The 11,667-nt window shown below is 42.1% G+C and carries 13 protein-coding genes, 1 pseudogene and 1 other annotated feature; of the genes and pseudogenes, 3 read left to right on the top strand and 11 right to left on the bottom strand.

The window, feature by feature from the left end; all coding sequences use genetic code 11:
- Window positions 1-59: 59 nt before the first annotated feature.
- The 3 genes from A5875_RS23910 to A5875_RS21600 are packed head-to-tail and all read right to left on the bottom strand — an operon-like array spanning window position 60 to window position 1,449.
- Window positions 60-227, bottom strand: coding sequence for a hypothetical protein (locus A5875_RS23910; protein ID WP_171005003.1), 168 nt, complete (start codon window positions 225-227; stop codon window positions 60-62).
- 51 nt (window positions 228-278) lie between these two features.
- Window positions 279-719, bottom strand: coding sequence for a GNAT family N-acetyltransferase (locus A5875_RS21605; RefSeq protein ID WP_088935619.1), 441 nt, complete (start codon window positions 717-719; stop codon window positions 279-281).
- Window positions 720-750: 31 nt separating this feature from the next.
- Window positions 751-1,449: a MarR family winged helix-turn-helix transcriptional regulator gene (locus A5875_RS21600; protein ID WP_088935618.1), complete on the bottom strand. Its 699-nt coding sequence runs from the start codon at window positions 1,447-1,449 to the stop codon at window positions 751-753.
- Window positions 1,450-1,854: 405 nt separating this feature from the next.
- On the opposite strand from A5875_RS21600, the gene A5875_RS21595 reads away from it, so the two are divergent.
- Window positions 1,855-2,727: a cation diffusion facilitator family transporter gene (locus tag A5875_RS21595; protein WP_088935617.1), complete on the top strand. Its 873-nt coding sequence runs from the start codon at window positions 1,855-1,857 to the stop codon at window positions 2,725-2,727.
- Between the two features lie 44 nt (window positions 2,728-2,771).
- Here A5875_RS21595 and A5875_RS21590 read toward each other — a convergent pair whose 3' ends face one another.
- From A5875_RS21590 to A5875_RS21580, 3 genes are all read right to left on the bottom strand, one after another.
- Window positions 2,772-4,109, bottom strand: coding sequence for an MATE family efflux transporter (locus tag A5875_RS21590; RefSeq protein WP_088935616.1), 1,338 nt, complete (start codon window positions 4,107-4,109; stop codon window positions 2,772-2,774).
- Window positions 4,110-4,122: 13 nt separating this feature from the next.
- On the bottom strand, window positions 4,123-4,404 hold the full coding sequence (locus A5875_RS21585; RefSeq protein ID WP_088935615.1) for a metal-sensing transcriptional repressor: 282 nt from the start codon (window positions 4,402-4,404) through the stop codon (window positions 4,123-4,125).
- Between the two features lie 131 nt (window positions 4,405-4,535).
- A complete protein-coding gene (locus A5875_RS21580) occupies window positions 4,536-5,078 on the bottom strand; it encodes an acyl-CoA thioesterase (RefSeq protein WP_088935614.1) in 543 nt (180 codons plus the stop codon).
- Between the two features lie 143 nt (window positions 5,079-5,221).
- Between A5875_RS21580 and A5875_RS21575 the strand changes: the two genes are divergently transcribed.
- A complete protein-coding gene (locus A5875_RS21575; protein WP_088935613.1) occupies window positions 5,222-6,397 on the top strand; it encodes an AI-2E family transporter in 1,176 nt (391 codons plus the stop codon).
- A gap of 42 nt (window positions 6,398-6,439) precedes the next feature.
- On the opposite strand, the pseudogene trhA reads toward A5875_RS21575, so the two are convergent.
- From trhA to A5875_RS21550, 5 genes and pseudogenes are all read right to left on the bottom strand, one after another.
- A pseudogene (trhA, locus tag A5875_RS21570) lies at window positions 6,440-7,012 on the bottom strand (PAQR family membrane homeostasis protein TrhA); the annotation flags it as partial.
- 16 nt (window positions 7,013-7,028) lie between these two features.
- Entirely contained in the window at window positions 7,029-7,343 is a 315-nt protein-coding gene (locus A5875_RS21565; RefSeq protein ID WP_254911921.1) for a hypothetical protein, read from the bottom strand.
- 88 nt (window positions 7,344-7,431) lie between these two features.
- Window positions 7,432-8,094 (bottom strand): methionine ABC transporter permease, encoded by a 663-nt coding sequence (locus A5875_RS21560; protein WP_088935611.1) that lies wholly within the window; start codon window positions 8,092-8,094, stop codon window positions 7,432-7,434.
- Window positions 8,094-9,107 (bottom strand): methionine ABC transporter ATP-binding protein, encoded by a 1,014-nt coding sequence (locus A5875_RS21555; RefSeq protein WP_088935610.1) that lies wholly within the window; start codon window positions 9,105-9,107, stop codon window positions 8,094-8,096. Before A5875_RS21555 ends, A5875_RS21560 begins: the two co-directional genes overlap by 1 nt.
- Before the next feature lie 17 nt (window positions 9,108-9,124).
- Entirely contained in the window at window positions 9,125-9,949 is an 825-nt protein-coding gene (locus A5875_RS21550; RefSeq protein WP_088935609.1) for a MetQ/NlpA family ABC transporter substrate-binding protein, read from the bottom strand.
- 125 nt (window positions 9,950-10,074) lie between these two features.
- Window positions 10,075-10,307, bottom strand: a binding site (T-box leader).
- A 228-nt stretch (window positions 10,308-10,535) separates the two neighbouring features.
- Here A5875_RS21550 and A5875_RS21540 point away from each other — a divergent pair.
- Window positions 10,536-11,603 carry an iron-containing alcohol dehydrogenase family protein gene (locus A5875_RS21540; protein ID WP_088935607.1) on the top strand — a complete coding sequence of 356 codons (1,068 nt, stop codon included), beginning with the start codon at window positions 10,536-10,538 and terminating at the stop codon, window positions 11,601-11,603.
- Window positions 11,604-11,667 lie beyond the last annotated feature (64 nt).

Raw genomic sequence — 11,667 nt, 5'->3', positions numbered from 1 at the left:
AAAATACCCTCAAAAGAAAGATTCCTTCAAGGGTATAGTATCTATTATTCTTTCGGTTTTTAACCAAGGTCATACAGCTCATGGTACTTCTGATAATTTACCATTCCCAGTGTCGTGGTAAATAGTCGCGATTTCGCTTCTAACTCGATGCGTAATTTTTCAAATTCTTTGCCTGTATGCTTCTTTGGTTCATTCTCTTTTCTTCTTGGGTCAAATAACTCCTTCATGATGGATTCCTCCTTCATCATCTCTTGCGGGGGAGGCGGACAAATACTGCGTTAGTTCTCTGAAAAAACGGGAGCTTCCACTGCTGGCAACACTTTCGTCATCCATAAAAATTCAATCTCATGCTTGGTAAATGGAAACAGCACCCGATGATAATCACGTTTCAGATAAAAGATTTGAGCCGTTTTTCGTCCTGTTAAGATAATGCGAAAATGTCCTTGTTCTTGGGCAAATTCTTCCAAACGACTCATTAATTGATCTCCGATATGCTGTCCTTGATGCTCAGGTGAAACTGCTACTTGGCGAACACGTGCGATCCCAAAAGGATACAACTGAATCGCTGCGGTCCCTACAACTTCATCGTTTTCAACTGCTACAAAAACATGCAAGTTTTTTTCTTTCTCCCAATCAATTTTTCCACCTAATACCTGCTTGCGCAATTTTACTGCGCTGGTATGTTCTTTACTAAATAATTCAGCCATTTCAATTCTCATCGTTAACGACCTCCTTCTAACTTCTAACTTTTTACCAATTTTCCCAATCGCTATCGTTGGGGCGATCGTCTGGAGCTTTTTTTCGCGGGTCACCATTATGGTCATTTGGGCCGGGACCAAAAGGACCATGACCAAAGCCGCCTCTGCCGAATTGATTGCGCATCTGTTCTTTCCACGCCCGTTTCAACTTGCGGCGATCTGCTGGCGACATCTGACCGAATTCTTTCATATGAGGATCAAACTGCATCTTCATCGCTTTTAAGGCCTCGATCGCTTCGAATGGATCATTAGGAAATTCAGGACGACCGCCGAAATCTTCGTTCCAGCCATCGATCACCTTGTTCAATAATTGATCCAATGTTTGTAATTCTTCATCCGTCAGACCAGCGAAAAATTCTTCCGAACGTTCCTGCGGTTTGTTTAAATTCGCTTTTTCGCGACCAATTTCCGTGATATAGATTCGTTTGATTCGTTTGTCCTGTTCATCTTCACGGCGTTCGATCTCGCCGCGGCTTTCCAACTTGTTCAAAATCTCAGTGACCGAACTCGGACGCATATCCAAAATCTCAGCTAAGACTCCCGAGGTCACACCATCTTCTTCTGCTAAAATATCTAAAACCAACTGTTGGGTCGGTGCACTTTTCTGACAATTGCCTACATCCATCAAACGACGACTGGCACTACCCACGTAGGATAGGCGCTTCAGTAATTCTTTTGTATACTCGCTCATGGTTACTCGCTCCTTTTTTAAAAGGTTAAAAAACTTTTGATTCGGTACCTATATTTTAGGTACCTAACCTTTATTTGAGATTAGTATACTTCGGTACCTAATCATTGTCAATGAATTAAATAAAAAAATTTTTATTTTTTTTGACGACTATTCTGTGAATACCAAAAAAACCTTCAACAATAAGCCAGCTGAAGATTGTTTCAGTGTTTAAAAAATTTGCAACGCCGAATCCCTCTCAAAGGAATCCTTAGGAATAAAATTAGCTGACCTAACATGTCTTTTCAGAGGAAATCCGACTAATTATTTTAGCTGACCCAAAATAATTACAGTTTCGAAAAATCCTTGTTTTAGCCGTCAAAGAAAGTGTATAGTGATAAAACATTTTATTTTTTGGGGTGTAAAACTATGGTAAACAACCGTTATGAACAATTAAAGAAAGCAGAACTAGGTGCGGTCATCAGCATCGCTGCCTATATCCTTGTCTCCGCGATGAAATTGGTGGTCGGCAATCTAGCGAACTCCGAAGCCTTACGAGCAGATGGTCTGAATAACTTCACAGACATTCTCGCCTCCATCGCGGTCCTGATCGGGCTGCGAATCTCACAAAAACCGGCTGATGCGGAACATCGTTATGGTCATTGGAAGGCTGAAAATGTCGCCAGCCTAGTGACCTCATTTATTATGCTGCTGGTGGGAATGCAGGTCTTATATAGTTCGATTCTTTCGGTGGTCAATAAGAAAACCGAAGCTCCTGACATGATTGCTGCCATCGTCGGAATCGTTTCTGCTGTCATTATGTATGGTGTCTACTTCTTTAATAAGCGACTATCCGAAGAGGTCAAAAGTCCGGGATTGCTGGCAGCAGCCAAAGACAACCGCAGTGATGCTTGGACTAGTATCGGTACAGCCATCGCTGTCTTCGCGGCTTCCTTTAATTTGGGGTGGCTCGATAGTACCGCCGCCATCGTCGTAGCCTTGCTGATCTTGAAAACGGCTGTCGATATATTTAAAGACAGCGTCTTTTCACTTTCCGATGGCTTTGATCAAAAACAATTGGATCAATACAATGAGGCCATCAATCACATTCAGCAAGTCCAATCAGTCAAAAGTATCAAGGGGCGCAGCTACGGCGCAAATATTTATCTCGATGTCACAGTAACCATGAAACCTGATTTGACTGTCAAGGAAAGCCACGACATCGCCGATCAGATCGAACAGCTGCTGCAAGAAGAATTCCAGATTTTTGAAACGGATGTCCACATAGAACCAAGTGAATAGAAAACGAACTATTGCCACATTCCGCAAAGAACCCTCTGAGCCGTTTACTCAGAGGGTTCCTTTGCGATGATTCTTTTATCACTAAGATTATGATTGAACTTATAAACTAAGAACAGTGAACGAAGATACAGATCGATCGCGATTGACAGCCAGATACCGGCGATCCCTAGTCCAAGGTATTTGGACAAAACAATCACGCCAACGACGCGAATCCCCCACATCCCAAAAGCCGTACTATATAATGGAGACTTGGTATCCCCCATTCCCTGCAACGCTCCGGTCGTTATCAAGCTTATCGCCAACCCCGGCTGGGCAAAAGCATCGATACGCAATGCAATCACGATTTGACGCAAGGCCTCTTGATCCGAGGTAAACAATGAAGCAAAAAACGGCGCGCCGAAAAACAATACCACTCCCAACAGCGACATAAAGATCACACCGTATTTAGCGGCCGAATAGCCGTATCTTTTCGCCTGCTGACTCTCTCCGGCACCGACTGCATTGCCTACTAAGGTTGTCGCCGCAGTTGCTAGTCCATACGCCGGCATGTAGGTAAAACTTTCGATATTCCCCGCGATCGAATGAGCAGCAAACGTCTTAGCACTGATACTGACGATCAATCCAAAATATAGTACCTGACCCAAACGCATCACTAACCGTTCCAAAGTCGCCGGTATCGACAAATTGACCAAAGGACGATAGTTCCCCGAGTTAAATAAGGACGCATGATCCACAGGGCTTTCCGATTGCTGTACTTTTCGATAAAGCAGCCAGCAACCCAGTCCCCGTGACAAAACCGTCCCGATCGCCGTTCCTAGAACTCCCAAAGCTGGAATCGGACCTAAACCGAAAATCAAAATATAGTCGATCACGACGTTGCCGATATTCACCACCACACTGATTTTCATCGGTGATTTAGTATCGCCAGTTGCCCGCAAAATACTGCCAAAGATTGTCATCAATCCCATAAACAGTACGCCGCCGCCAACAACCATAAAGAACTGCAGCGCTTCCTGCAAGACAGCTTCTGAAGCGCCCATTACCCGCAAAAGCGATTCACCAAAAAAAATCGAAATAATCCCCAGCAGCAAACTAACTGCAAGCGTCAGCATAACCGCTTGATTCGTCACTTTTTGCGCCTCATCAGGTTGCTTCGCTCCGATTTTTTGTGCGATCAAGGCCGATGCCCCCACGCCTAAAGCGATAAACAATGCTAAATAAACATTCAGAATCGTATTGGCGATCCCGACCGCCGTTACGGCTACTAGTCCGATTCTTGAAATCATCAGCGCATCGATGAAGCCCACCGCCGTCTGCAAAACATTTTCGATCGTCGCCGGAATAGCTAAAGCGAGGATTTTATTTTCTTTCATTGAGGTCATCGTTTCACCCCGCTTACAGCATCTTGCTGTATTGATGGATCGCCCGCCGCAAACTTTCTAATTCTTTTTCCGTCTGACCGCTTTCCACTGCATCCATAAACATGTGGTCTGCATGTGCTTCTAATAATATCTGAGAAATTTTTTGAATGGCCGACTTGGCCGAGTTTAATTGAATGATTACTTCATCAAAAGGCTTTTCATCAACGATCATTTTCTTGATCCCCCCGATCTGCCCCTCGATTCGATTGATTCGCTTTACAAGATTATCGACTTGATGATCTGGTCTGTGTGACATGTTTTTTCCTCCTTTTTCAATATGGCATATACCCCCATACCCCATATAAAAAATCCTACTCCCTCTCAGAAAATAAGTCAAGACGCAAAAAAAGTCCGCAACACTCAGCTGCGAACTTTCCCCTTATTCAATTAATCTCCCGTTCCCTCATCCGACCAAGGCAAGTCTGTCGATAAAAGCGCCGCGAAATTTTTATAGTCATCGCGTTCCTTCAAGCGATGATTTCGCCGTTTTTCATAGCCATCGCAAACCATTTTTTCCTCTGCAGTTTCTGGCACGACCTTAGGCACGGTAGAATCCGTTTCTTCATTCATATGGGAGGGCACAGCGACAAAGGTCGTAAAGCAGGTCGCCGCCAAATAGCGATCCCCGGTTGAAAGATCTTCTCCGATCACCTTTACAAAGACCTCCATCGACTTATTATGTGTACCGGATACATAACATTTCACACAAACAGAATGATTCGCATGCAGCGGTTTTAGAAAATTCAAATTGTCCAATGAAGCGGTCACCGCTCCTCTGCGGCAATGCCGAGAGATGGAGATAGATGCGGCATCATCGATCAAGGTCATCAGCTTTCCGCCAAATAAATAGCCAAAAGGATTTAAGTCAAAGGGAAAAATGCGATGCGTTTGAATCACGCGCGATTCACGGCAGGTTCTTGTTTCAGTCAAAAAATTCACTCTCTCTATGGTTCTTTTTTTCTACATTTCCTATAGATTATCCCATCTTCTCATCTTTTTTTCAAAAATTCTGAAAAGTATACAGTTCTGCGGACATTCGGTATACTTGACTTATAAAGGAGGAGGTCCATTTTATGGAAAAAGAAAAACCCTCGAAAATTATTCAATTTTTTGGTGGTAAAACATCGTACTACATTATCGGGCTGATTATTTTAAGTTCCTTAGCCATTTATTTATTAAATACTGTTTCATTTATTTTCAGACCGCTAGTAGTCATTATCACTACGGTGCTGCCGCCAATGGTCTTTGCACTGCTGCTGTATTATTTATTAAATCCGGTGGTTAATTTCTTAAGTAAAAAAGGCGTCCCGCGGACCATCAGCATCGTACTTACCTATGTCGTGATTCTTGGCATCTTCTTCTTCGGTGGAGCCAGACTCATTCCAGTGATCCAAGATCAGGCGCAAGATTTGATCAAACAGTTTCCAAAATACATGGATGACTTTCAACGTTCGATCAAAAATATTCTAGACGCCACGCCCTTTGCGGCTTCTTCTGATCAAGCATTGAATTCGTTAGATAAGTTAACCAAGGACGGCCTAAACTACTTGGTAAATAATTGGCAAGACGGTGCCAAAGGTTTAGGAACGATCTTCTCTGCCGTTTCCAGCACTGCTATTACCTTATTTACCGGACCGATCATTGCTTTCTTTTTGATCCAAAGTCCTCACAAACTCTACAATGCGGTGATCGAAATGATTCCGCCGCGTTTCAGAAAAGATGCCAGCTCATTGATCAAGATTGCCAATCAGCAATTAGGTGCCTTTCTAAAAGGGCAAGTCATTGCTTCATTATTGTTAGGCTTAATCTACTGGGTCGTTTTCTTAGTGTTAGGCTTGCAATTTGCGACAGTGATCGCGCTTGCCGCAGGGATTTTGAGTATTATTCCGTATATCGGATCATTTCTGGCTTTCTTACCGGGAGTGTTCATCGCCTTCCAAGATTCAACCTTTATGGTAGTGAAATTCGTGATTGCTTGGTTCGTTGTGCAGCTGCTTCACGGAGATCTCGTGGTTCCTCGTGTGATGGGAGACAAACTAAAGATCCACCCAATCACGATCTTAGTCGTTTTATTAGTCATGGGCGATCTATTGGGGCTCGTCGGGGTCATCTTCGGAATTCCGATCTATTCCATGATCAAATTATTGGTCGTCTTCACTTTCCGCAAGTTCAAGCAGCGTTATAACAAATATTTTGCTGACGAAGGCGCCTATCGCAATACCGGTTTTTCAGAAGACGATTATCTATAAAAAAAAGTAGCTGTGTCTGAGACACAGCTACTTTTTTCATTTTTATAAATAGATCGAAAAGAACATCAATATCGCACCCAGCATCACAAACAGATGCCAAACAACGTGCATGTATCGTCGATTTTTCATACTGTAAAAAACAGATCCTACAGTGTAGGCAACGCCACCGCCAACTAACAGCAGCAATCCCTTCAAGCCAACGCTTTGATACAGACTTGGCAGAGCGATTACAACCGCCCACCCCATCACATTATAGATGATCGTAGATAATTTTGAGACTGACTTCACCTTGCTTAACGTCAAACTTTTATAAACAATTCCAACGATTGCCGCCAGCCAAATAATACTCAGCAGCACGATCCCGATCGTTCCCTTGATATACAGTAAGCAATATGGTGTGTACGTCCCAGCAATCAACAAGTAGATCGAACAGTGGTCGAACACCTGAAAGACCTTTTTTGCCTTAGTAAAAATCAGGCTGTGATATAACGTCGATGCTAAAAACAGCAGTAAAAGCGAGACACCATAGATAATAAATGATACATAATGCAGCCCGCTAGTAGCCTTCCTCAGCAAAAAGATAAACCCAACAATACTCAACACTACACCTATACCTGTCTCTTATACACATCTAGATGTGTATAAGAGACAGTCCTAGAACAATCCCTTGTTTAACCAATTTATACCCAAAAACCAACTCATCCTCGACAAAAATATCTGCTTCTTTAGCTTCATTCAACACAATTATCAATTGATTAAGTGTCAACAAGGCGTCTGATTGTTTAGTCAAAACAATTTTCTCCCCTTCTACTTTAACGACTAAATGATTCGTTTGCTTATCTCCATCTTTGATAAAAACATACATATAAGAAGACAATTTTTTCATTTCTCCCGCAGCATCCACTTGGATCGCGGTCAATAGATCCTTGGCCTTCAATAGTTCCACCTCATATCCTCTGATTCTTCCTGTCTTCATTATAGCAAAAAGAAAACGGTGAATCGGGCTATAAAGCTCCCAATTCACCGTTTAAAATTTAACTTCGATCCAAACTCTTGGCGATCGTATTTCCTAGTGACTGAACAATTTGAACTAGCACGATCAATAAAATAATCGTCGTATACATCACTGCAGGCTCATTTCTTAAAAAGCCATATTGGTAAGCGATGCTGCCTAGCCCTCCTGCTCCGACTAAGCCGGCCATCGCCGTTGCACCGATCAAACCGATCATCGCGATCGTTAATCCGCGGATGATCCCGCCCCGCGCTTCTCTTAACAGCACACTGCGGATAATGTGAAAATGACTGATTCCCATCGCTTGATATGCCTCGATTACTCCGCCATCGACTTCCAATAATGAGGTTTCAACTAATCGGGCTAAATACGGCGCCGTGTAGATAATCAATGGCAGCAGTACCCCCTGTACCCCGATAGTCGTTCCCATAATTAACTTGGTCAAAGGCAAAATCAAAAATAAAAGAATGATAAATGGCAATGATCTCAGCACATTGATGACACTATTCAAGATCGAATATAAAGGCAGATTACTATTCAGTCCGCCTGGACGAGCAATTACTAATAACACGCCTAACGGGATTCCGATAATAATCGAAAGAGCCAACGCCACGCAAACCATCACAAGTGTTTGTCCTAACCCTTCGATTACGACATTTCCCCATTGATTCCAAAATTCACTCATTAAACAACCTCCTCGATCAGAACACCCTGGCTTTTAATATATTCCTTTGCCAAGTGAAAATCTGCTTCTGTTCCGCCGTCAAACTGAACCAAAAGCTGTCCGTGACGTTTTTCCTTCAAATAACCAATATTACCGCTAAGTATGTTGGGACTTAGCTGAAAATCCTTCGCGACTCTCGCCAAAACCGGTTCCGTTGCTTCCTCTCCAATAAATTGCAGCTGGACTAATCGTCCGCTGCCTTTATAGGCCGCTAATACCTCTTCTGGGACGTTGTAGCCATCGTTCGCTCCAATGAATCGTTTCGTTGTTTCCTCTTTAGGTCGAGTAAACAGATCAATTACAGGACCTGCCTCAACGATTCTTCCATCCTCCATCACTGCGACACGATCACAGATCCGTTGAACCACGTCAATTTCATGAGTAATCAGAAAAATCGTGATTCCCAGCTCTTGATTAATCTTAGTCAGTAAAGTCAAGATTGATTCCGTTGTCTCGGGGTCCAATGCACTGGTAGCTTCATCCGATAATAAAATTTCCGGTTCATGGGCTAATGCTCGGGCGATCGCCACCCGTTGCCGCTGCCCACCAGATAATTGTGCCGGATAATTATCCTTGCGATCTGTCAAACCAACTAAATCTAAATATCTGGCGGCCCGCTCAGCGATTACCTCTTTAGGCACCCCTTCCAGCTTCAAAGGTTTAGCGATATTTTCATAAACCGTCGCAGTTGACAGCAAATTATACCCTTGAAAAATCATGCCGATTTTTCGTCTAGTTAACAATAATTCTTTTTTGTTAAGTTCGCGCAAATTCTGCCCGTTTATTAAAATATCTCCTGTTGTAGGCGGCTCTAAAAAATTGATCATACGTATTAAAGTAGATTTTCCCGCACCAGAATACCCCACAACACCAAAAATCTCACCCTTTTCAATGGTCAAATCAACCTCTTTTACTGCTTCAATCCGACGCTTCTTCTGCTGATAGACTTTTGAAACATTTTTAAGTTCAATCATATGAATCCTCCCTTAATCTAAAACGCTGGTACAACTGAACCCTTGAATTTTTCTTCAATGAACTTCTTAGTTTCGTCAGACTGATAATACTTTTTGATTTCTTTTACGATCTTATCGTCCTTATTCTCCGTCCGTACCACAAACACATTGTAATTAGGATTATCCTTCAACGGTTCATGATAGATCGCGTCATCATTAATCGTCAGCCCCGCACCAAAAGCAAAGTTTGTATTGATTGCCGCTGCTGTTAACTCACCTAACTGTGAAGGAATTTGTGAGGCTTCTAACTCCACGATCTCAATATCCTTAGGGTTTTCTGCGATATCGTTCTTAGTAGCCTTGACCTCGACACCATCTTTTAGTTTCAAAACCCCTGCTTCTTCCAGTAATTTCAACGCCCGATATTCATTTGTCGGATCATTTGGCACCCCAACTTTATCCCCTTTTTGAAGTTTACTTAAATTAGAAACTTTTTTAGAGTAAACCCCTAATGGAAATGCAACGGTTTTAAAAGCTGTCTCGATTTTATAATCCTTATCCTTCACTTGCTGTTCCAAAAACGAGAAAGTTTGATAGCTATTTCCATCTAAATCACCATCATTTAATGCCGTATTCGGCGTGTTGTAATCATCAAAGCTTTTAATTTTGATATCGATTCCGTCCTTTTTCGCCTGCTTGGCCACCTCTTCCAAAATTTCCTGATGAGGACCAGAGGTCACACCGATCGTGACTTTTTTCTCATCTAACGGTTTTGCCTCACTTTTGCTGCCGCATCCTGACAATATACCGCTGACGGCTAATGCCGCTACCCCTAATAAAATTCCTTTACCTAATTTTTTCATTATCGTTTCCTCCTAATTTGTTATGATTCTTTCTTTGCGCTCCTATGCGGTAGAAAAAAACATCAAAATACAATAAGCTATTTGCCAAAGAAAAAAAGCCCGCCCTCTTCCACACTTTATGTGTAAAAAAGGACGAGCTTACTCGCGATACCACCTTCATTTGCAATAATTTCACAACTATTGCCTCAACAAGTACAATCATACTTGAGCGTTAATAACGAGCGCTACCCCGTCACTGCCTACCTATCGGCAATGCCATTCAGAGACCATTTTCTAAATCCTTCCACATATCCGCTCTCACCTACTCGGACTCTCTTTGATGCTTCGCAATTTATACTTTTCTCTTCATCACGTTTCTTCGTTTAGCAAATTGATAAATCGTATGTTACACGTTCAAATAAAAGCTGTCAACACTTTTTTATCACCAAAAACACATTTGACTTTAATTTACACAAGGAATAAACTAGTTGAAATCTCACTGAATGATCTATTCGTATGACAATCAGTAGACACTAAACAATTTGAGCTCGGATCATTTTTTTAGAAAAAAGTTGATTCTGAACATAAAATAAGGGAGTTGAATTCAATGGACATCACTACCGAAGTACGTCCAGGTGCCAATCGCTATGCATGTGGTGAAGGTATCCTGCAAGATTTACCCAGCTATTTAGTTGGCTTTAAGAAAATAGCTGTTATAACAGGTGAAAAATCCTCTGAAGCATTCAAAAAGTACTACCATAAAGAGCTCCATTACCCCACCTATCGTTATGATGGCAGTTCAAGTCATGAAAATGCGGTAGAATTAGCTGATAAAATCGAAGAAGCTGAACTGATTCTGGCAATTGGCGGTGGTCGTGTCATCGATACTGCTAAGATGGTTGCTGAAGAACTGAACGCCGAATTGATGGTTATTCCAACATTAATCTCAAATTGTGCACCTTTTACGCCAATCGTTGCCGTTTATCACCCGAATCGCACTTTTAAAGCCATGGGATTTATGAAACGTGCACCATTCTTAACCTTAGTCGATTCAAAATTTTTACTCGCAACACCTAAGGACTATTTTGTTGCTGGCATTGGCGATACTTTAGCAAAATGGTATGAAATTGAAGGAATCACTAGAAACCTGCATGAAGATGAAAAATCTGCTTACGTTCGACTTGGAATTGCCAGTGCAAAAGCTATTCAGGAGTTGCTGCTAAAAGATGCGATTCCAGCCATTGCTGATCTTGAAAATCACAAAGCAACCCCCGCATTTAGCCGTGTGACAGATACAATCATTGGTTTAGCCGGAGAAACAGGCGGATTTGCTGCTTCTTTTGGCCGATCAGCCGGAGCTCATGCCATCCATGATGGTCTTTCTTACCTTGAAAGCACTCACGAGCAACTTCATGGAATGAAAGTTGCATATGGTATCCTTGTTCAACTAGCCCATACAAAAAACTTAGAAGAAATACAAAACTTAAAAGCATTTTATCAAGCCACTGGCCTTCCTTTAAAATTGAAGGAGTTAAATGTACTTGATTCTTCTAAAGCGGCCTTAGAACCAGTGATTAACCATGCTGCTTCTTCTAACGAAACGTTTAATATGGTTGACTCCAATATCACGGCCGATCAAATCTACGAAGCCATCCAAGTTGTCGAAACTCTATAAAGTTTACTTTTAAGGCATTGAGGTATACCTCAATGCCTTTTTTGTTTTACGGTAAACATTAAAT

Origin of the sequence: Enterococcus sp. 3H8_DIV0648, assembly GCF_002140655.1 — a bacterium.
Taxonomy (GTDB): Bacteria; Bacillota; Bacilli; order Lactobacillales; family Enterococcaceae; genus Enterococcus_A; species Enterococcus_A hulanensis.
Note: the sequence above shows the minus strand (reverse complement) of the source record. Positions and strands in the feature narration are given on the sequence as shown.

Coding starts and splice junctions, on each gene's coding strand:
- A5875_RS21605 (WP_088935619.1), bottom strand. CDS start 719: ATGAGAATTGAAATGGCTGAATTATTTAGTAAAGAACATACCAGCGCA.
- A5875_RS21550 (WP_088935609.1), bottom strand. CDS start 9,949: ATGAAAAAATTAGGTAAAGGAATTTTATTAGGGGTAGCGGCATTAGCC.
- A5875_RS21585 (WP_088935615.1), bottom strand. CDS start 4,404: ATGTCACACAGACCAGATCATCAAGTCGATAATCTTGTAAAGCGAATC.
- A5875_RS21595 (WP_088935617.1), top strand. CDS start 1,855: ATGGTAAACAACCGTTATGAACAATTAAAGAAAGCAGAACTAGGTGCG.
- A5875_RS21555 (WP_088935610.1), bottom strand. CDS start 9,107: ATGATTGAACTTAAAAATGTTTCAAAAGTCTATCAGCAGAAGAAGCGT.
- A5875_RS21600 (WP_088935618.1), bottom strand. CDS start 1,449: ATGAGCGAGTATACAAAAGAATTACTGAAGCGCCTATCCTACGTGGGT.
- A5875_RS21540 (WP_088935607.1), top strand. CDS start 10,536: ATGGACATCACTACCGAAGTACGTCCAGGTGCCAATCGCTATGCATGT.
- A5875_RS21560 (WP_088935611.1), bottom strand. CDS start 8,094: ATGAGTGAATTTTGGAATCAATGGGGAAATGTCGTAATCGAAGGGTTA.
- A5875_RS21575 (WP_088935613.1), top strand. CDS start 5,222: ATGGAAAAAGAAAAACCCTCGAAAATTATTCAATTTTTTGGTGGTAAA.
- A5875_RS23910 (WP_171005003.1), bottom strand. CDS start 227: ATGAAGGAGTTATTTGACCCAAGAAGAAAAGAGAATGAACCAAAGAAG.
- A5875_RS21590 (WP_088935616.1), bottom strand. CDS start 4,109: ATGACCTCAATGAAAGAAAATAAAATCCTCGCTTTAGCTATTCCGGCG.